Genomic DNA, 21,745 nt, shown 5'->3' on the forward strand with positions numbered 1-21,745 from the left:
TTTGAGGCAGGTTGCCCACGTGTTACTCACCCGTCCGCCGCTAATCCATCTCCGAAGAGACTTCATCGCTCGACTTGCATGTGTTAGGCACGCCGCCAGCGTTCGTCCTGAGCCAGGATCAAACTCTCAATTTAAAAGTTTAATCTTTTTAGCTCATCGCTATTTTAAACAGTTTCCTGTTTGAATTGACTGGTTTCTCTTCTCTGTTTAATTTTCAAAGACCATGTCGCTGTCATCTGACAGCTTATTCATAATATCACATCAGTTTTTCTTTGTCAACAACTTTTTTATATTTTTTAAAGCTGTTTTAATAATTCTTTAGAATTATTAAAAAATCAAATCTTACTAATGCAATTTTAAACTGTTGTGCTGTCGCATCTCTCAGCGACATGTGTTATTTTATCACAATTTATTACACTATCATGGCTTGTACATTTTAAATTTTTATTTTATCTCACTCCACCTTTATTTTTCTTAAAATTTCTTTTTCTACCTCATAAAGACACACCAGATACAGTTGAATGTAACAGTATATTAAACACTATATGGCACTCTACTCTACTTTAGTTCCTTATTTAATATACTAAAACAAAATTAAAAAAGAAGAGGATATCTCATTTTGAATCCTCTTCCTTAAATAACCTACAGTTTTTTTATTATTTCCTTAAACTTATTTCCTCTAACTTCAAAATTCGGAAACATGTCGAAGCTTGCACAAGCAGGTGAAAGTGTAACTATATCGCCGTCTTCTGCAATAGACCTTGCCTTTTCAGCTGCTTCTTCAAGAGAATTTACAATATAAATAGGTATATTAATTCCCTTTTCATTTGCCACATTTTCAAAAGCATCCTTAATTTTGTCTTTAGTCAATCCCAAAAGTATTAAACTTTTAACATATTTATACCCTTCTTCTGCTAATGGTACAAAAGAAATCTTTTTGTCATATCCTCCTGCTATTAATATAACCTGTTTATTAAACGCTTTAAGTCCAGCTATAGTTCTCGTAGGACTTGATGCTATAGAATCATTATAATATTTTACTCCATTTACTTCTCTTATAAATTCCATTCTATGTTCTACTCCATCAAATGATATAGCAACATTCCTCATGCTATTTATAGATACATCTTCATTTACACAGCAGAATGCAGCTAGTAAGTTTTCTACATTGTGCATTCCCTTTAATTTTATTTCATCTATATTGCATACCTTTTTCCCTAATATATATAACTCACCATTATCATAGTAAGCTCCATTTTCAACTTTTTCTTTTATACTGAATTGAAGAACTTTACCTTTTGCTTCCCCTACCATAGAATTAGTTATATCATTATCCCTATTAATCACAAGTAAATCTTCTTTTCTTCCATATTTAAAAATATTCTTTTTTGCATCAATGTACTCTTCCATATCTTTATGGATATCTAAATGATTAGGAGATAAATTAGTTATAAGAGAAATTTCTATAGGTTCACATATAGTCATTAATTGAAAGCTAGATAACTCTAATACAACTTTATCTTCTTTCTTCATATCTTCAATCCTTGAAAATAATGGATTGCCTATGTTTCCACCTATCCAAGTAGTATATCCTTCTTCTTTTAATATACGATGGATTAAAGTAGTTGTGGTGGTCTTGCCATCACTTCCTGTTATTCCAAAAACCTTTGCTGGACAGTATTTTATGAACTCCTCCATTTCGGAAGTAATATAGGCTCCTTCCTTTCTTGCTTTTAATAACGCTGGACTATCTATTCTCATAGAAGGCGTCTTGAATATAACTTCAAATCCATTAAGCTTATCTAAGTAATCTTCTCCTAACACTAATTTTACACTATTACCTTGTAAATCTAACGCTGCATCTCCCAACTGTTCTTTATTTTTCTTATCAAAAGCAGTTACCTCTGCTCCCAGCTTAACCAAAAAATCTATTAACGGCCTATTACTTATACCTATACCAACTACGGCAGTCTTCTTTCCTTTTATAAAATTTTTAAATTCCTTAAAGTCTTTATTCATTTACTACCTCCACTATATAAAAATATAAACTTTAAATATAAATTATTATATCACCTTTACCATCTCCACATCAAAAATTGCAAAGTTTTTTAATATTTAAATATCTACAAATATCTTTATTTGTCGTGTGTAATAAGGTCGAAATTGTGAGAATATATTTAATTTAAAGACTTTATTATCGTCTATTGCAAAATTATACATATATATGTTATAATTTATGTGTGCCGTAAGGAAACATTAATATAATTCCCCAAGTTTTAATTGAACATATAACATATCCCCATGATTAAACCCTATTTAAGCCGGATGATTTCATCCGGCGATTTTTTTATATAGAATAAAGTATAGAATAAAAAATAGGTCTTTACCCTTAGGTAAAAACCTATTTTTTATTAAAACTCTAATTTACCTTCTATAAACTTAACTAACTCATCTACACTTAATCTAATCTGTTGCATTGTATCTCTATCTCTTACAGTTACTGTATTATCTTCAAGTGTATCATAATCTATAGTTATGCAATAAGGAGTTCCTATTTCATCTTCTCTTCTATATCTCTTTCCTATACTTCCTGTTTCATCATAATCTACATTGAAATGCTTTGCTAACATCGCATAAACTTCTGTAGATTTTTCAGAAAGCTTTTTAGTTAAAGGAAGTACAGCAGCTTTATATGGCGCAAGAGCTGGATGTAGGTGTAATACTGTTCTTACATCTCCGCCCTCTAATTCCTCTTCATCATAAGCATCTGCTAGGAACGCAAGAGTTACCCTGTCAGCTCCTAATGAAGGTTCAATGCAATATGGTACATATTTTTCATTAGTAGTAGGATCTAAATATGTTAATTCTTCTCCTGAATGCTTCGTGTGTTGTTTTAAATCATAATCTGTTCTATCAGCAACTCCCCATAATTCACCCCATCCAAATGGAAACAAATATTCTATATCAGATGTTGCATTACTATAGAAAGATAATTCCTCTTTAGAGTGATCTCTAAATCTTAAGTTTTCTTCTTTCATACCAAGATTTAATAAGAACTTCCAACAATAATCTTTCCAATACTTAAACCATTCTAAATCCTTTCCTGGTTCACAGAAAAATTCTAATTCCATTTGTTCAAATTCTCTTGTTCTAAATGTAAAGTTACCAGGAGTAATTTCATTTCTGAATGATTTACCAATTTGTCCTATACCGAAAGGTAATTTTTTTCTTGATGTTCTAAGTACATTTTTAAAGTTAACAAAAATACCCTGAGCAGTTTCTGGTCTTAAATATATTTCTGACTTAGCATCTTCAGTAACTCCTTGGAAAGTCTTAAACATAAGGTTGAACTTTCTTATATCCGTAAAGTTCTTTTTACCGCATTTTGGGCAAACTATTTCATGAGTATCTATATAATCTTTTAATTGCTCATTAGTCCAACCATCTGCGCTTGCAACTTCTGCTCCATGAGCAGTCATATAATCTTCTATAAGTTTATCTGCTCTAACTCTTCCTTTACACTCTTTACAATCCATTAATGGATCTGAAAAACCACCTACGTGACCTGAAGCTACCCATACCTCGCTATTCATAAGTATAGCGCAATCAAGACCTACATTATATGGGCTTTCTTGAATAAACTTTTTCCACCATGCCTTTTTTACATTGTTCTTAAACTCAACACCAAGTGGACCATAATCCCACGAGTTAGCTAATCCACCATAGATCTCTGATCCAGGAAAAACATAACCCCTATTCTTTGCTAATGCAACTATTTTATCCATAGTCTTTTCAAAAGCCATTATTGTTTCCTCCTTTTTTATGTATAATTTAGTTGTTTTTATAATTTTTTATAAAAAAAAAGCAGTTACCACAAGGGACGAAAGATAACTTCCGCGGTTCCACCCTTTTTGGCAACAGCCCTACTCTCAATATATTACACTCAAAAGCTCCCTTCATAATAAAACCTTAACTATTCTCACCACCCATAGTCTCTCTTAAAAAGTATTATTACTACTCTTCTTTATCATCGCGATTTATTCGTTTTAACATATATTGTACCAAATAAATTTAAATTGTCAATATAAAACAAAAAATAAAAATGGCTCCGTGGAGAGGATTCGAACCTCCAGCCCTTCGGTTAACAGCCGAATGCTCCACCATTGAGCTACCACGGAACGTTTGCTACATTTATTATTATATCACTTAATTTTATAAATGCAAGCATTTTTTTATTTTTTTGTTATAAATGAAAAGGTACTATACATATGCATGCATAATACCTTTTACTATAATATAATTCTAACTACTGATTATTATTACTTGGTTTCATAGTTGGGAATAAAATTACGTCTCTTATAGAATAAGCATCTGTTAAGAACATAATAAGTCTGTCAATTCCTATTCCTAATCCTCCAGTTGGTGGCATACCTATTTCTAGTGCATTTATGAAGTCATCATCCATCATATATGCTTCATCATCACCTAATTCTCTTTCTCTTAACTGCTGTACAAATCTATCTTTTTGCACAATTGGATCATTTAATTCAGAATAAGCATTACATATTTCTCTACCAAAAACAAATCCTTCAAATCTTTCAGTATATTCTTCATTTCCTCTCTTCTTTTTAGTAAGAGGTGAATTTTCTACTGGATAATCCATTATGAATGTAGGTTGAATTAATTCATGCTCACAATATTCTTCAAATAAAGCATTTAATATATCACCTTTTGCACAATCTTTTAGTTCCTTCTTTAATTCAATCTTCTTTTCTTTAGCAATTTCTCTTGCTTCCTCATGAGATTTTACTTCATCGAAATCTACACCTGCATATTTTTTAACAGCCTCAACCATAGTCACTCTATTCCATGGTGGTGTGAAATCTATTTCTGTTCCTTGATATGTTACCTTGGTAGTACCAAGAACTTTTTCACATATATAAGCAACCATATTCTCTGTAATCTCCATCATATCATTATAATCAGCAAAAGCCTGATATAATTCTATAGCAGTAAATTCAGGATTATGTCTTACATCTATACCTTCGTTTCTGAAGTTTTTACCAATTTCATATACCTTTTCAAATCCACCAACTATAAGTCTTTTTAAATACAATTCTGTTGCTATCCTCAAATACATATCTATATCTAGTGCATTGTGGTGAGTTGTAAATGGTTTTGCTGCAGCTCCACCGGCTATAGGAGATAATATTGGTGTCTCAACTTCTAAGAAATCTCTCTGATCCAAAAACTCTCTCATGGCTTTTATTATAGCAGTTCTTTTCATAAATGTATCTCTAACATCTTGATTCATTATTAAATCAACATATCTTTGTCTGTATCTTAAATCCGGATCCTTAAGACCATGCCACTTTTCTGGAAGTGGTTTTAAAGACTTAGCTGTAAGTTCAAAATCAGTGATGTGTATTGAAACTTCCTCTGTTTTTGTTTTAAATACTCTACCTGTTATAGCAACTAAATCTCCTATATCAAAAGATTTATATTCTTTTAATCTTTCTTCTCCTACATCATCAATCTTTATGTATAACTGGATTTTACCATATCTATCATGAATATCAGAAAATCCAGCCTTACCATGTACTCTTTTAGACATAAGTCTTCCAGCTACAGTAACTGTTTTTCCTTCAAGTTCTTCATAATTTTCTTTTACTTCCTTTGATGTATGAGTTCTTTCTACTTTATATACATCAAAAGGATCCTTCCCAGCTTCCTGAAGATCAAAAAATTTCTGTCTTCTTTCCTTGATTAGCTGATTAAACTGGTGTTCTTCATTTATCAAATTCTTTTCTTCATTTGACATACTTGCATTCCTCCATTAATCTCTTCTTACTTCTAGTATTTCATATTTGCTTACGCCATCTGGCACAGCTACTTCCACTGTATCTCCTACTTTTTTACCTATTAGCGCTTTACCAACTGGTGATTCGTTAGATATTTTATTTTCTATAGGATCCGCTTCTGCTGAACCTACTATATAAAACTCAACTTCCTCATCAAAATCATAATCTTTAACCCTTACTGTTGATCCAACATTAATTGTATCCGCTGGTATTTCAGTTTCATCTATTATAGTAGCATTTTTTAGCATATTTTCAAGTTGAATTATTCTTCCTTCTACAAAAGCTTGTTCATTTTTAGCTTCATCATATTCAGAGTTTTCACTTAAATCTCCAAAGGAAAGAGCAACCTTTATTTTCTCAGTTATTTCCTTTCTTTTAACTGTTCTAAGGTATTCTAACTCATCTTCTAGTTTTTTAACTCCTTCGCAAGTCATAACATACTTTTTTGAATCGCTCATTTTTTTCTCCCCTTTAAAATCTTTTTGCTATGGTTACTTTTTATATATTATTATATTTCTTAAAAATTTATGCACTAATTATATACTTTCCCCATTAATCATTTAAGTTATTATAAAACAGCATAATTTCAATGTCAACTTTTTAGATCTTTAAAATGTAAAATATCATCATTATACTTTATACTGCTTAAAATAACGCCATTGTACTTAATTGATTTCTCAACATCTTTCTCGTTCATTTGACATAAAATAGCCCCTAACAATTCTAGGGATACTTCTTTTAATTGGTCTAATCCAGGTACACTATACTCTATGTCATTTATCTTTATTGCCTTAAATTCTTTTGGTGTGTATAAATTATTAAAATACCATATAGGAGTTAAAGTTTTTATTTCAATTTCCCTAGAAGTAAATATAAAGTCACAATTGTTTAATGCAAAATTCTTATCCTTAGTAACAATTGGAGATACTCCATAGTTAGCCATAACATAGTCAGCAATTATTGAAGTTTTTTCTATATCATCAGTTAGAAACACTATATACTTAGCTAATTTACATAAATATAAAATCCCTTCAAATAATTCATCATCTGCTGCATCATATACTACTATACAGCTATTCTTAATACTTTTGTTATTTACCCTTAGTATCAATTGAACACTTTTTGCTAGACTATAACCGAATAGTTCTTTTTGAAATGTATTAAAAAAATTGTAATCTATCTTCCGCCATACCTTTAGTGCCATATACATACTATTATCTTTTATAAAACTTTTAGTAATACCTATATTATTAATATAAGCAGCTTTATTTAAATTAAGAGGAAAACTTACTCTAGTTATTTTAACATTAAGATCCTTAATAAAGTTTTCCTCCAATATATTAATCTTAAATCTATCCTTAACCTTACTTATAATATTATATTTATTATAAACCTTGCTTTTACTTGAGGGCGTTACATATAAAATAGGATTCATCTTTACATCCTGAAAATTAATATTATTAAATTATATGCTCCATAATTTAATAAATTCAAATCTTTGTTAACTCCTCTTTGTACTCTTCTAGTATATTTATAATTTTACTTGCTTGCTGCTCATAATTTATCATATTCTTTATCTTAGTGCAATTTTTTAATCCTTTTATGTACCAAGCTATATGCTTTCTCATTTCTCTAACAGCTCTATGTTCTCCATGATAAGAGACAGCTCTTTTAAAATGTTCAATACAAACATCAATTACTTCCTTTGGCATTGGATAACTTATAGGTGCTCCACTTAATTTTTGTTGTATTTGCCTAAATATCCACGGATTCCCTAAGGCTCCTCTACCTATCATTATTCCATCGCAGTTGGTTTCTTCAACAATTCTTATAGCATCTTCTGGAGTAAAAACATCACCATTGCCTATTACAGGAATTTTTATTGCCTCTTTTACTCTCCTTATTATGTCCCAATCTGCCTTTCCCTCATACATTTGTTGCCTTGTTCTTCCATGTATTGTTATTGCATCTACTCCTGCATCCTCTAACGCTTTAGCAAATTCTATAGCATTGATATTATTATCATCAAAGCCTTTTCTAAACTTTACCGTTACAGGCTTAACACTTGCTCTTTTTACAGTTCTCACTATTTCAGCAGCTAACTTAGTGTTTTTCATTAAGGCTGATCCTTCTCCGTTTTTTACTATTTTAGGTGCTGGACATCCCATATTAATATCAACTAAACATATATTAGGATCATCATTAAAGTAATCACAAGCCCTAGCCATAACTTCTGGTTCACTTCCAAATATCTGTACTGCTGCTGGTACTTCTTCTTCTGAGAATTGTAACATAGATTTTGTATTATCATTATTATAATAAAGTGCCTTAGCACTTACCATCTCGGTATATACTAATCCACAACCCATTCTCTTACAAATACCCCTAAAAGCTATATCTGTAACTCCAGCCAAAGGTGCTAAAAATACGTTGTTTTCAAATTCTAAATTAGCTATCCTCATTAAAAGCTTTGCTCCTTATTTTTCTCATATATAATTCTTAAGCCTTCTAATGTTAAAAATGGATCTATTACATCTATACTTTTTGCTTCTTCACTTATAAGTTTTGCCAAACCGCCTGTAGCAACTACAAATGGTTCGCTTTCTCCTAACCCCTGCATTTCCTTTTTCATTTTATTGATTATACAATCTACTAAACCGCCATATCCATATATTATACCAGCCTGCATACTTGATACAGTATTTTTACATATAACCGTATGTGGTTTTACAAGCTCTACTCTAGGAAGTTTTGCTGCTCTTTGAAATAAAGCTTCAGAAGATATCTTTATCCCTGGGCAAATTGTGCCACCTAAATAATCACCTGCAGCAGTTACTGCACAAAAGGTTGTAGCTGTGCCAAAGTCTATTATTATAAGAGGCTTCTTATATATTTCATGAGCAGATACTGCATTAACTATTCTGTCTGCTCCCACTTCCTTAGGATTATCATATTTAATATTTATACCTGTTTTTACTCCAGGTCCAACTATTATAGGTTTAACTTCAAAGTATTTTAATATCATATGCTCTACTGAATACATAATATTAGGTACTACAGAAGAAATTATAACACCTTCTACATCAGAAGGATCAAGTTTATTTTGTAAAAATAACTGTATAACTTGAATACCATATTCATCTGCGGTTCTTATTGGATCAGTAGATAATCTCCAATCTGCTATAAGCTCCTTACCTTCATACAATCCAAGAACAATATTAGTATTACCAGCATCTAGAACTAAAATCACAATACCACCACTTTCTTAAACGTTATTCATATATAAAATGTATTTATATCTTTGTATTATGTAAATTATAATAATATTTATTCATAAATATTTACATACCACCAATTATAAGTTAAAAAAGAGTATCTGTAAATTAAAAAATACAGATACTCTTATATAATAAACTATTTGAATAAAGTTAGCAAAACTCCTGCTGCTACCGCCGTACCAATAACCCCTGCTACATTTGGTCCCATAGCATGCATAAGAAGGAAATTTCCTGGGTCTTCTTCTTGTCCAACTACTTGAGAAACCCTAGCTGCCATAGGTACCGCCGATACTCCTGCAGAACCTATTAAAGGATTTACTTTTCCTCCACTTAATTTGTACATTATTTTACCAATAACTACTCCTCCTACAGTACTTATAGAAAAAGCAACTACTCCTAGAGCAATTATTTTAATAGTATCTGCTCTTAAGAATATCTCTGCTCTTGCAGTTCCACCTACTGTAAGACCTAAAAAAATAGTTATTATATTTATTAAAGCATTTTGCGCTGTATCAGATAACCTATCTACTACTAAGGATTCCCTAAACAAATTTCCTAGCATCAACATGCTTATCAATGAAGCAATTGAAGGAAGAAAAAGTGTAACTAATATTGTAACCACTATAGGAAATATTATTTTTTCCACCTTTTTCACCTGTCTAAGTTGTCCCATTCTAACAGTTCTTTCTTCCTTAGTGGTTAATGCCTTCATGATAGGTGGCTGAATCAAAGGAACTAATGCCATATAGGAATACGCTGCCACAGCCACAGGTCCTAATAATTCTTTTGCCAGTTGTGATGTTAAATATATAGCTGTAGGTCCATCTGCTCCTCCAATTATACTAATTGAAGCTGCTTGTCTGCTGTCAAACCCTAAAAGAAGAGCACATATAAAAGTGAAAAAAACTCCAAACTGAGCACCAGCCCCCATTAATATGCTTGATGGATTTGCAATTAATGGAGCAAAATCAGTCATAGCCCCTACACCTAAAAATATTAGAGGAGGATAGATATCTAACTCTACTCCTTTATATAAATAATAAAATAGTCCTCCTATTTCTTTAGTAATAAGTTGTCCATTTTTAAATTCGTATATGGGGGGTTTCTCCAATCCACCAAGAGGTAAATTTGCTACAAGCATTCCAAAAGCAATAGTTAACAATAATAAAGGTTCAAATTCTTTTTTTATAGCTAAATATATGAGAAAACAAGATATTAAAATCATTATAACTTGTTTACCAGTGATTGCCATAAATCCAGATGAAAGCCATAAATTTTCAAGCGACTTAGCCAAATCCATTCATTAACACCCCTTTAAATTTTGTGTATTAAGCCCTATTCTATAATTGCAAGTAAATCTCCCGTATCAACTTTACCACCCTTACCAATATCAACGCTTAATACCTTTCCATCCCTTGGGGCCATAATTTCATTTTCCATTTTCATAGCTTCTAATATAAACATTATTTGTCCTTTAGTAATCTTATCTCCTTCATTAACATTTATGCTAAGTATAGTTCCTGGCATAGGAGCTTCTATTTTTTCTCCTGCAACCTCTTTAGCTGATGTTGCTTTTGCTCCCTCTAGCTTACTGTTATTAACTTCTTTTATCAAAGTATTATTATGCATTTCTTTATTAACACTTTCCGTACCATGACTTTCCTTAAAACTTCCCCCTACCTCTTCTACCTCCACTTCATATTTATTACCATTTACGGTAACGTAAAACTTTTTCACAAAGCATTCCCCCTATATGTTTATAAACTTAATACCAGATTTTCTCCAATCTAAACTATTTTCTATCCTTTTTATGCTCTTTATCTTTATATCACTAATAGGCCTATCCATATACATAGACAATGAAGCAGCTATTACTGCAACTAGTTCCTTATCATTTTGTAAGGAAGGCTGTTCAACTTCTTGGGTTATTGTTTCCTTCTCTACTTTCTTCTTTTCTATATTATTTGTAGTTTTCTTATTTCCTATATTTTTCAAACATCTATTTTGAAATTTAATGATATACATTAGTATTATTAGAACAAAAAAGACTATAGCCATTGAAAATATAGTTACCTTTAACCCTTCTAAAAGTAAATCAAGCATAACTTTCCCTCCTAAATCTTAAATCAAAACACTGCCATGTTTTTTAGGGTAACTTAATTCTCTTTTGCTTTGAAGCATCTCTAAAGCATTAGAAATTTTATTTCTTGTTTCATTAGGTAATATAATATCATCTACATAACCTTCATCTGCGGCCTTATGTGGACTAGTTATATTATCTATATTTCCCTTTATTATTTCTTCTTCCTTTTTAGAAGGAATTTCGCTGGCTAATATATCTTCTCTATAAATAATCTTTAATAACTTCTCAGGTCTAGTAACACATATTCTTGAACTAGGCCATGCATATACTATATCAAAACTACTTCCTTTCCCAGCTAACATAGTATAAATAGCTCCATAACAAGAGCCATATATCAATGATATCTTAGGAATTGTTGCCTGAGATATTAAAGCTAATGTCTTTGCCCCTTCTAAAAGTATTCCTCCCGTTTCTTCTTCTAGACTTTCCATAAATCCTTCACAGTTGACCAAAGATATAATTGAAATATTAAAACAATCGCATATCTTTATCAACTTAGTAATTTTATTAAAATCTTTTATAGTCAATTTATTATTATTTTCACTATTACCAACTATTCCAACTACCGAACCGTTAATTTTTCCTATAAATGTTTTCATACCTTGAGATAAATCCTTATTTACTTCAATAATGCTTTCTTTGTCACATAAATGACCTAAAATTTTCTCTAAGCTATATTGTCCATTTTCATCATTTATTAGATCTAAACTTTCTATTATATCTGAATCTTTATAAGGCAATTCAATGTTATTTGATGGCAAATAAGATAAGATTTCTCTAGTTATTGCTATGCCTTCCTTCTCATCTTGTGCAATTATCTGTGCGTTACCAATGTTAGCACAATGTTTACTATAACCATACATATCTATATCTACATATTTACCTTCATTTTTTATAATGTCCTCTGGTTCATTTATATAAACTTCAGCCTGTCCACTAACCATTACTGTAAAATCGCTTATAGCAGCGCTTAAAGCTAATAATCCTGTACATGTTCCACATATTATTGACATTTGGGGTATAACTCCAGATAACTTAGCATTTCTATTAATTATATCGCCATAACAATTAAATATATTTAAATCTTCTGACAATTCTCCGCCTATAGATTCATATATCTGTACAAGGGGAGCACCCATCTTTACTGCCATATCTATAATATTGCATATCTTTTTACTATTTATTTTATTTATTGCTCCTCCATCAATACTATAAGCATAAACTAATCTTCCATTTACTGTACCATACCCTATTATAACTCCAGAACTTTTATTAGCCACTAACCCTTCTAGTTCCACAAAGGAATCTTCATCAAAAAGTAATTTTATTCTTTCTACTGACGTTAACTTTACTAAATTATGCTGTATTAACTTATCATGAACTTTTAAATTTTCGCTCATTCTTTGCACCCCTTTCATAATGAAGTATTAATGATATAATACCATATTTTATCAAAATTGTATATTGCTTACGAAAGTTATAGTGATTAAAAAAAAGATACGGTCCTACATGAAACCATATCTTTTGGTGTTACTTTAATCTATTCATAAACTCTTCATTACTTACTACGTATCTTATGTGGGTGCCTTCCCCTATTTTACCTTTTTCATCCCAAACCTTTACTTCAAAAAATAGCCTTTTCCCATCTATTTTAGTAAGCGTTGCTTCACACTTTACTTTCATATTTATAGGTGTAGCTTTAATGTGTTTGACATTAACATCTATACCTACAGTAGTATAACCACATTGTAAATGTAATCCTACACAACTTTTAGCTGCATTTTCCATAAGCGCTATCATAGCTGGCGTTGCATACACTGGTAAATCTCCAGAGCCATAATTAATAGCAGTTTCTTTTTCTGTAACCTTTATTTCCATAACGGAACTTATTCCCTCTTTTAAATTAAACTCCATAACATCATCCCATTTCTACTAAGTTTTTGACACTACGACTTTATTATATCATTAAATAATACTTTTTAGCTAATAAAAAGAAAAAACAGAGGAATCTCCTCTGTTTTAACTATTTGCAAATATTTGTTCAAATTCTTCCGCTTCAAGTTTCTCCTTCTCTAAAAGAGCTTGAGCAACTGCATGAAGTTTATTTACATTTTCAGTAAGAAGGTTTTGTGCCTTATTGTATCCTGTATCCACAAACCTTTTAACTTCTTCATCAATCTTTGAAGCTACTTCCTCACTAAAGTTTTTAGCCTTTCCAAAATCTCTACCTATAAAAACTTCTTCATGTCCGCTACCAAATGCTATTGGACCTAGCTTTTCACTCATTCCATAGTCCATAACCATTTTTCTTGCTATAGTAGTTGCTCTTTCTATATCATTTTTAGCACCTGTACTTATATCTCCTAAAATTAGTTTTTCCGCAACTCTTCCTCCAAGAAGTCCAACTATTTCATCTTCAAGTTTAGATTTTGACATATATGAACTGTCTTTCTCCGGCAAATGCATAGTATATCCACCTGCCATACCTCTTGGAACTATACTTATCTGATGAACAGGATCTGCATGAGGCAATAATTTCATAACTACTGCGTGCCCTGCTTCATGATAAGCAGTAAGCTTTCTATCCTCTTCGTCTATTACCCTACTTTTCTTTTCAGGTCCTGCTATAACTCTCGTTACAGCTTCTTCTAGCTCTTCCATGCCTATTTCTTTTTTATTTTTTCTAACAGCTAAAAGTGCTGATTCATTCATTAAGTTTTCCAAATCCGCTCCAGTAAATCCTGGAGTTCTCTTTGCTAATACATCCAACTTAACTTCTGGTGATAAATGCTTATTTTTTGAATGAACTTTAAGTATTTCTTCTCTTCCTTTAACATCTGGTGCTCCTACTAAAATCTGTCTATCAAATCTACCAGGTCTTAATAATGCTGGATCTAATATATCTGGTCTATTAGTAGCAGCTATCATTATTATTCCTTCATTAGCTCCAAAGCCATCCATTTCAACTAACAACTGATTTAAAGTTTGTTCTCTTTCATCATGACCGCCGCCTAATCCTGCACCTCTTTGTCTTCCTACCGCATCTATTTCATCAATAAATACTATACAAGGTGAATTCTTTTTAGCCTGATCAAACAAATCCCTAACTCTTGAAGCACCTACTCCTACAAACATTTCAACAAAGTCGGAACCTGATATACTAAAGAAAGGTACTCCTGCTTCTCCTGCTATAGCTTTTGCAAGTAATGTTTTACCTGTTCCTGGAGGTCCTACAAGAAGAACACCTTTAGGAATTCTTGCTCCCATCTCTATATATCTTTTAGGTTGTTTTAAGAAATCAACAATTTCCGCCAACTCTGCCTTCTCTTCATCCGCACCAGCTACATCGTTAAAAGTTACTTTTTTCTTATCAGGAGTGGCCATCTTAGCCCTACTCTTTCCAAAATTCATTACATTCCTGTTGCCGCCTCCACCTTGGGATTGCTGCATAAACATAAACCAAAATACTACAAACATCAATATTAATAAGGCTGTAGGTAACCAATTTAGCCACATAGGAGTTCTTGCTGGTAATACATATGTTTCAACAACCTCTCCATTTTTATCGTGAGTGCTTATAAATTGATTCAATCTTTCAAATGGAACTATTGTTTCATATTGAGTGCCATTTTTTAAGGTACCTACTACCGTCATTTTATCTTCCTTAACTTCAAAACTCTTTATTTCGTTACCTATCCAATACTTCTGAAATTGGTTAAAATTTATAGTTGTTGCACTTTCATTGGTTCGAGCTAAAAATAATGCTGAAAAAATAACAAATACAAATATAATAACCCAGGCCGTTGCACTTGAAAATTTTTTATTCATTATTGGCCCCCCTCTCTTTCTAGTTTATACTGTAAAATTGTATCATATGAAATATTTCTTTACAATATTATTTAATACTAATTATTCGTATATTTTCTCCTTTAATATACCAATATAAGGTAAATTCCTATATTTTTCTGCATAATCTAACCCATATCCTACCAAGAAGTAATCTGGCACCTCAAAGCCTATGTACTTAGCATTTACTTCTACCATTCTTCTCTCATGTTTATTTAATAATGCTGCAATTTCTATACTTGCAGGCTTTCTTCCTTTTAAATAATCTACTAAATATCTTAAAGTTACTCCAGAATCTACTATATCCTCTACAATAAGAACATGTTTATCTTCTATTTCAAAATCTAAATCCTTTAAAATTCTTACTACTCCAGAAGTCTTTGAAGAGTTTCCGTAACTTGATACCGCCATAAAATCCATAGTACAAGGAATATCTATCTCTTTCATAAGATCCGCCATAAATGGCACTGAACCTTTTAATACTCCAATTAAAAATAAATCCTTTCCAGCATAATCTTTACTTATTTGCTTACCTATTTCTTTAATTCTACTTCTTAATTTCTGTTCGTCAAATAAAACCTCTTTAATATCTTCCCTCATTTTATTTCCTCTCTTTCTATTTTAATTTTCAATATATTTTTTGTAGTTTTTTTAACTTTAAAATTTTCGCTTACCCTATAACCTACTATCCATGCAATGTCGTTATTAAAGCAAATAAGTGGTATTTTATTTCTTTCTTCCTTAGGTACTTTTAAATCTATAAAAAAGTCTTTCAGCTTTTTACTTCCTTTCATTCCTATAGGAGTAAATCTATCCCCATCCTTTCTATATCTTAACACTATATTACCATTAATTTTATCAAAATCAAAATATTTAATGTTATCATTTTTATCTAATTCAGTTATCTCTTTAGCATCTAATAACTCTAATTCTACTGTGAAATCATTATTTATATAATTATTCCCTAGCCTTAGTATATACTCATCTTTCTGTTTTATATCATTTCTTGGGAAATACTTAAAAATATGAATATCTCCATAATTATTTATAACCTTTATAGCTCCAGGTAACAATATTTCTTTTCCTGTTTCATTCTTTTGCAAATCTATAATTCCATCTATATGTACTTTTTCGTAATTATATAAATTCCCCTTTATATAATTTATACTATACCTTATAATTCTAGTAACAATAGCCCTATGTTCACAAAAAGCATCTTTTAATATTATTATCCTATTTTCCTTCATTTTAGTATACTGTTTAAAGCTTTTTTCTGCCATAGATTCTATATAACTTCTATCTACATCTACATTCATAGACAATCTATTAATTACCCCGATTATGTCTTTATTGAAATTTTCTCTTATATAAGGTATAAGTTCTAACCTTACCTTATTTCTAGTATATATAGTCTCTAAGTTTGTCTTATCTATTCTAGGGTTTAATTTATTTAAAATACAATATTCCTCAATCTCACTTCTTGTGGTATTTATTAATGGTCTAATATATATATTATCTCTTACAGGCTTTATTCCTGCAAGACCTTCAATCCCTGTTCCACGCATAATTCTCATAAGAATTGTTTCACATTGATCATTAGCATTATGGGCTAATGCAACCTTAGTACCATTTACATCTTTCATTATCTTTTTAAAAAAGGAATATCTCGCTTCTCTTCCAGCAGTTTCACATGATAAATTCTTTTCTTTTGATAATTTATTTATATCTACTTTAGTAGAATAAAAATCTAAGTTATTAATTTTACAAAATTCCCTTACATATTCTTCATCTTTATCTGCTTCTTCTCCTCGTAAACAATGATTTATATGCGCTGCCACTACTTCTATACAATATTCTTTACTTATAGAATTTAGAATATGTAATAAACACATGGAATCTGGACCCCCGGATACTCCAACTACTATCTTATCACCTTTTTTTATCATATTATTTTCTTCTATAGTATTTAAAATTTTTTCCATCATTGTAATTGACCACTTCCTTAAAATGTTTATTACCTAAAAAATTTATAGTTTTTATTATAACATAAATAAAAATTAAAATACCAGAAATCAAATAATAAATACTGATCTCTGGTATAAAAACTAAAATAGTGCATAAACTTTTGAAACAACCACAGTCATATCATCTTTAACTTTACCTTTACATAGTTCCTGTGCTTTATTAATAATTCCTTTACATAATTCTTCTGGATTGTTTTCATTACACTGCTGTAGATATTTTACCAGCCAATCGACTTTTCCAGCCTCACTATTATCATAATCCAATATACCATCACTTAGCATTACAATCATATCACCGTTTTTTACTTCCTTTTTTATAACATCTATATCCACCTTATCTAAAACACCTATAGGTAATGTTTTAGATTTAATTACATCTACATTATCTTTAGACTTTAAGAAACTAGCCACTGCTCCTACTTTCATAAAATCAACTTCACCTGTATACAAATCTATACTACTTAAGTCTAATGTAGAGAACTTTTCGTCCTGAGAAAATTTAATAGTCATAAGAGAATTCACTGTATTTATTGCTGTGATCTTACTAAAACCAGCTTTAACAAACCCATCAATCAATTCTACAGCAGCACTACTCTCTTGACCTGCCTCAGGTCCTGACCCCATTCCGTCACTTATAACAGTTATATAAGTTCCGTCCTTTAATTTATTAAAACTATAGCTATCGCCATTATATTTTTCCCCTTCCTTACAAATTCTTCCAGCATAGGACGCCACATGATATTTAGGAGTTTCTTCTAGGGTTATATTACAAACCTTAGTATCCATATTTAAATTACATCCCTCATCACCTACACTCATGACCTTACCTGTAACAGAATTTATTAATGGCAATATTTCTTTTACACATTTCTGTTTTCCTCCACAAGCATCCATGGATAATTTCACTATAAGCCTCTGCTTTTTATCATTGTAACAAAAAATATCTCTATATTTTATATTATTTTTATTTAATATTCTCCTTATATCATTTGCTATATACTTATTAAATTGAATATCAGATCCAAAGTCCTTTATCATTTCATCTACAGAAAGAGAAATATTACTTATTTGAGTAGCTAAAAATTCTCTGCATTCACTTAACCTATTTCTCCACATCTCGTCTATTATATAATTCTTTATTATATCTTCTGTATTCTTTATTAATGCTGATCTCTTTATACACTTTCTTTCTATTTCATAAGGAATAACTTCCTTTTTACTTTGATAATTTTCTATAAGCTCTGAAAATGCTGAATAGGTATAAAAGCTCTCCCTTTTCCAACACATAGATTTCATGTTACAGTTACTACAAACCCTATCCGCTAGATTTTCTATTATTCCACTGCTTTTGGTTTTTAGTCTTAATCTATCGTTATCAGCCAAGTTTACTAATGTTTTCTTCATGTCCAATAATAATTGAGAAAAATCATTAAGCTTACCATTATACAATTCCTTTACTTTATCAATATAGTTTTCCCTTAAATTCTCTCCTTTCATTTCCCAATCTAATTCTAATTCCATTTTTCTATAAACCTTACTAGGTATTATATAAAATATTATCAATGCAACTAATGCCTCTTTTATTTGAAATTGAACTCCTATCTCTGAATATAATTTTAGTATAGAAAACATAATCATGTACGCAATTCCACTCACCCATTTTCCTGTTTCCTTAAATATTCCTGATATCAAACCACATATACCATAAGTTCCTATAAAGGTAACCATATTATTTGTAGAAATACCTATTATAGCTCCCATAGCTACCCCAGAAGCTCCCCCTGCCGAACTTCCTTTAATATAACCTATTACAACTATAAATGTTAAAGCTAATATATTTCTAAATGCCATACCAAATATATTAATTCCCCAAGTTCCTGCAATAACTAAAGATAACGCTATTGCCATACTTATTATTTCTTCACTACTATATATATGTTTTGTCTTATATTCTTTTAAACATATTATAGAATAATTAAGAATATAATATATTGGAAATATACAAGCAATTTGAAATATAGCGTTAAAAAGAGCTACATATGTTGTAATATGAAGTAAGAACTTATTATAAAGTATTATTTCTAAAAATATACTTCCAAATGCAGCATACAACTTTTTATTCGCATTAACTCTATCCAATATGTAAGCTATACCTGTTATACTACACACTCCTATAATATATATCCATACATTCTTGATGCTACTATATAATGATATATACCCTAAAAGAGAACCCCCACCTACAATTAGCGAAACTCTTTTCTCTTTATTATTAATACTAGTCATCAAAAATGCCAATCCAAAAGGCGCCATTAAATTAACCATAATTACTCTACTAATTAGAAAACTTGTACAAAAATAAAAAATAGTTTTACGTATTATCACCATATTGTACTCTTTCTTATTACGTTGATCTCTATCAACTTTTTTAATTCTTTCATATGGAAATATTTCTGCTCCATACTGCATAACAACCCCACCACCCTTATAGATTATTTGTAATAATTATAACAAACACAACTGGAAATTATTGTCATTTGCTGGGGATGTTGTAATTTTTTTTTAGGACATTTATCTCTCCTATTTACTCATAAAAGTAATTTTAAGGGAAAGATTTATATTTTATTGAGATAAATAAGAAATTATATAAGTTTATGTTAGAAATGCAAAATTAGAGATAAAAAAACGAAAACTCACAGAACATTCTGTGAGTTACTTATGTGGTAGCGGAAATAGGACTTGAACCTACGACACTTCGGGTATGAACCGAATGCTCTAGCCAGCTGAGCTATTCCGCCATATTTTTAATTTGGTTGCGGGGATAGGACTTGAACCTATGACCTTCGGGTTATGAGCCCGACGAGCTGCCAACTGCTCCACCCCGCGATATTGGTGCCGAAGACCGGAATCGAACCGGTACGGTGTTTTAGCACCGCAGGATTTTAAGTCCTGTGCGTCTGCCAGTTCCGCCACTTCGGCAAAATTTATATGGTAGCGGAAATAGGACTTGAACCTACGACACTTCGGGTATGAACCGAATGCTCTAGCCAGCTGAGCTATTCCGCCATATTTTTAATTTGGTTGCGGGGATAGGACTTGAACCTACGACCTTCGGGTTATGAGCCCGACGAGCTGCCAGCTGCTCCACCCCGCGATATTGGTGCCGAAGACCGGAATCGAACCGGTACGGTGTTTTAGCACCGCAGGATTTTAAGTCCTGTGCGTCTGCCAGTTCCGCCACTTCGGCAAGTTCTCCAAATACTTGCTACGTCTTAACGACATAATCTATTATATATTAACTATTATCATATGTCAACATTTTTTTTATAATTTATAAAAAGAGGCGTAAAGCCTCTTATTATCTATTACATTGAACCTTTTCTATACCCACGATTTCTTGAATCTTGGTGTTTTTTTACGTCTTGAAGCCTTTCCTCACTTTCCTTTAAAAACTTAAGCATTCTGTCTTCAAAATCCTTTGGTGATTGTTTTTCCTTTTCCTTGCTCCAATCAATTTCGATAGGTTTTGCTGATTTTTTCTGAGGCGTTGCTTGTTTAATTGATAAACTTATTTTTCCGTTTTCATCTACGGATATTACTTTTACCTTTACTTTGTCTTTTTCCTTTAAAAAATTTCTTATGTCTTTTACATAACTATCTGATACCTCAGATATATGCACTAGACCTGTTTTGCCTTCGATATCAACAAAAGCACCAAAATTCGTGATATTCACCACTGTACCCTCTAGTATGTTTCCTGCTTTTAAGGTCATATTAAAAAAATTCCTCCTTAAAAATGTATATTAATATTAAAATAATAAACCTTTATTTAATTACTGTTCACCACGGGATTTTCCCCTGGCTTTATTAATTTTAGTTTTTCTCTAGCTAGTTTCTCTATATACAAGTCGGTTTTAGACATATTTACTTCGTCTTGTAATTTTCTGTTCTTTTCTTTTAATTTTTCCATTTCAACGTTTTTTTCATTTATCTGAGCTTTTATATTATTAATTGTTATTTGTTGATTTACAAATACGTAACATACATAAAAGATCAGTGTAATAAAAAATGCTTTTTTAAAATTCAATATCTTCTTCATATGATAAAAACAATTCCTTTCGAATTCATTTTATCCTTTAGTTATATTCTAATGTGATTTCTAACTTTGTTCAAGTGATTTTTTAAATTTTAATTTACTTTTTTCTTCTAATTCTATATATTATAACTTCAATAGGGAAAACTATATTATTTATGAGCATTCTTAGTAACTTTCCAAGACCTTTTAAAATTTTGTATTGAACAGTTATAAATACATTACTTATTAATTTCATATAAAAATATGTGCCTAATATAATAAATAAATACACATAAAAACCTATATAAGCATAATTTGTATATAATAAAAATACAAATACTATTATACCTGTTAATATCCAAAATAAAGTGTCTTCAATAAAAGTTATAACCTTATTAGGATTTTCAAATCCTCTAATTATTCTGTATATATCAAATAAAACACCAATCATAATTCCAGAAATTAAACTAAACACTAATAACTTCACTTGATGATTTATAGAAATTAACATAATCCCA

The 21,745-nt window shown here is 30.8% G+C and carries 19 protein-coding genes, 7 tRNA genes, 1 rRNA gene and 1 other annotated feature; all 27 genes read right to left on the reverse strand.

Annotated features, from left to right (window positions below; genetic code table 11):
• Window positions 1-134, reverse strand: a 16S ribosomal RNA gene (locus T514_RS0113990); the annotation flags it as partial.
• 508 nt (window positions 135-642) lie between these two features.
• Window positions 643-2,019, reverse strand: coding sequence for a UDP-N-acetylmuramoyl-L-alanine--D-glutamate ligase (murD, locus tag T514_RS0113995; RefSeq protein WP_027625358.1), 1,377 nt, complete (start codon window positions 2,017-2,019; stop codon window positions 643-645).
• A 392-nt stretch (window positions 2,020-2,411) separates the two neighbouring features.
• Window positions 2,412-3,803, reverse strand: coding sequence for a glycine--tRNA ligase (locus T514_RS0114000; protein WP_027625359.1), 1,392 nt, complete (start codon window positions 3,801-3,803; stop codon window positions 2,412-2,414).
• Between the two features lie 70 nt (window positions 3,804-3,873).
• Window positions 3,874-4,040: a binding site (T-box leader), on the reverse strand.
• A 63-nt stretch (window positions 4,041-4,103) separates the two neighbouring features.
• Window positions 4,104-4,178: transfer RNA gene (locus tag T514_RS0114005), tRNA-Asn, on the reverse strand.
• 128 nt (window positions 4,179-4,306) lie between these two features.
• Window positions 4,307-5,821: a lysine--tRNA ligase gene (gene lysS / locus T514_RS0114010; RefSeq protein ID WP_027625360.1), complete on the reverse strand. Its 1,515-nt coding sequence runs from the start codon at window positions 5,819-5,821 to the stop codon at window positions 4,307-4,309.
• A 15-nt stretch (window positions 5,822-5,836) separates the two neighbouring features.
• Window positions 5,837-6,319, reverse strand: coding sequence for a transcription elongation factor GreA (gene greA, locus T514_RS0114015; RefSeq protein WP_027625361.1), 483 nt, complete (start codon window positions 6,317-6,319; stop codon window positions 5,837-5,839).
• A gap of 134 nt (window positions 6,320-6,453) precedes the next feature.
• Window positions 6,454-7,296, reverse strand: a complete 843-nt coding sequence (locus T514_RS0114020) for a hypothetical protein (protein ID WP_027625362.1) — start codon at window positions 7,294-7,296, stop codon at window positions 6,454-6,456.
• 55 nt (window positions 7,297-7,351) lie between these two features.
• The gene (gene dusB / locus T514_RS0114025; RefSeq protein WP_027625363.1) at window positions 7,352-8,323 is read right to left on the reverse strand and encodes a tRNA dihydrouridine synthase DusB; all 972 of its coding nucleotides are present in this window, start codon (window positions 8,321-8,323) and stop codon (window positions 7,352-7,354) included.
• Complete coding sequence (locus T514_RS0114030; RefSeq protein ID WP_027625364.1) at window positions 8,323-9,111, reverse strand: type III pantothenate kinase; 789 nt, start codon at window positions 9,109-9,111, stop codon at window positions 8,323-8,325. The genes dusB and T514_RS0114030 overlap by 1 nt, the downstream gene beginning before the upstream one ends.
• A gap of 164 nt (window positions 9,112-9,275) precedes the next feature.
• Window positions 9,276-10,439 (reverse strand): sodium ion-translocating decarboxylase subunit beta, encoded by a 1,164-nt coding sequence (locus T514_RS0114035; RefSeq protein ID WP_027625365.1) that lies wholly within the window; start codon window positions 10,437-10,439, stop codon window positions 9,276-9,278.
• Window positions 10,440-10,474: 35 nt separating this feature from the next.
• A complete protein-coding gene (locus tag T514_RS27565) occupies window positions 10,475-10,876 on the reverse strand; it encodes a biotin/lipoyl-containing protein (protein WP_027625366.1) in 402 nt (133 codons plus the stop codon).
• A 12-nt stretch (window positions 10,877-10,888) separates the two neighbouring features.
• Entirely contained in the window at window positions 10,889-11,242 is a 354-nt protein-coding gene (locus tag T514_RS0114045) for an OadG family protein (protein ID WP_027625367.1), read from the reverse strand.
• A gap of 18 nt (window positions 11,243-11,260) precedes the next feature.
• Window positions 11,261-12,682: a carboxyl transferase domain-containing protein gene (locus T514_RS0114050; protein ID WP_051542046.1), complete on the reverse strand. Its 1,422-nt coding sequence runs from the start codon at window positions 12,680-12,682 to the stop codon at window positions 11,261-11,263.
• Between the two features lie 130 nt (window positions 12,683-12,812).
• Window positions 12,813-13,196 carry a thioesterase family protein gene (locus T514_RS0114055; RefSeq protein WP_027625369.1) on the reverse strand — a complete coding sequence of 128 codons (384 nt, stop codon included), beginning with the start codon at window positions 13,194-13,196 and terminating at the stop codon, window positions 12,813-12,815.
• 105 nt (window positions 13,197-13,301) lie between these two features.
• Window positions 13,302-15,110 (reverse strand): ATP-dependent zinc metalloprotease FtsH, encoded by a 1,809-nt coding sequence (ftsH, locus tag T514_RS0114060; protein ID WP_034869229.1) that lies wholly within the window; start codon window positions 15,108-15,110, stop codon window positions 13,302-13,304.
• Between the two features lie 81 nt (window positions 15,111-15,191).
• Complete coding sequence (gene hpt, locus T514_RS0114065; RefSeq protein ID WP_027625371.1) at window positions 15,192-15,728, reverse strand: hypoxanthine phosphoribosyltransferase; 537 nt, start codon at window positions 15,726-15,728, stop codon at window positions 15,192-15,194.
• Complete coding sequence (gene tilS / locus T514_RS0114070) at window positions 15,725-17,113, reverse strand: tRNA lysidine(34) synthetase TilS (RefSeq protein ID WP_027625372.1); 1,389 nt, start codon at window positions 17,111-17,113, stop codon at window positions 15,725-15,727. The genes hpt and tilS overlap by 4 nt, the downstream gene beginning before the upstream one ends.
• Before the next feature lie 120 nt (window positions 17,114-17,233).
• A complete protein-coding gene (spoIIE, locus tag T514_RS0114075) occupies window positions 17,234-19,621 on the reverse strand; it encodes a stage II sporulation protein E (protein WP_027625373.1) in 2,388 nt (795 codons plus the stop codon).
• 252 nt (window positions 19,622-19,873) lie between these two features.
• Window positions 19,874-19,950: transfer RNA gene (locus T514_RS0114080), tRNA-Met, on the reverse strand.
• Between the two features lie 12 nt (window positions 19,951-19,962).
• Window positions 19,963-20,038: transfer RNA gene (locus T514_RS0114085), tRNA-Met, on the reverse strand.
• Window positions 20,039-20,042: 4 nt separating this feature from the next.
• Window positions 20,043-20,131: transfer RNA gene (locus tag T514_RS0114090), tRNA-Leu, on the reverse strand.
• Between the two features lie 10 nt (window positions 20,132-20,141).
• Window positions 20,142-20,218 (reverse strand) — tRNA-Met (locus tag T514_RS0114095).
• A gap of 12 nt (window positions 20,219-20,230) precedes the next feature.
• A tRNA-Met gene (locus T514_RS0114100) sits at window positions 20,231-20,306 on the reverse strand.
• A gap of 4 nt (window positions 20,307-20,310) precedes the next feature.
• Window positions 20,311-20,399: transfer RNA gene (locus T514_RS0114105), tRNA-Leu, on the reverse strand.
• Window positions 20,400-20,517: 118 nt separating this feature from the next.
• A complete protein-coding gene (locus T514_RS0114110; protein WP_027625374.1) occupies window positions 20,518-20,925 on the reverse strand; it encodes a S1 domain-containing RNA-binding protein in 408 nt (135 codons plus the stop codon).
• A gap of 56 nt (window positions 20,926-20,981) precedes the next feature.
• The gene (locus tag T514_RS0114115; RefSeq protein WP_027625375.1) at window positions 20,982-21,251 is read right to left on the reverse strand and encodes an FtsB family cell division protein; all 270 of its coding nucleotides are present in this window, start codon (window positions 21,249-21,251) and stop codon (window positions 20,982-20,984) included.
• A gap of 94 nt (window positions 21,252-21,345) precedes the next feature.
• Window positions 21,346-21,738 (reverse strand): spore cortex biosynthesis protein YabQ, encoded by a 393-nt coding sequence (gene yabQ / locus T514_RS0114120; RefSeq protein ID WP_027625376.1) that lies wholly within the window; start codon window positions 21,736-21,738, stop codon window positions 21,346-21,348.
• Window positions 21,739-21,745 lie beyond the last annotated feature (7 nt).

The organism is Clostridium lundense DSM 17049, assembly GCF_000619945.1.
Taxonomy (GTDB): Bacteria; Bacillota; Clostridia; order Clostridiales; family Clostridiaceae; genus Clostridium_AO; species Clostridium_AO lundense.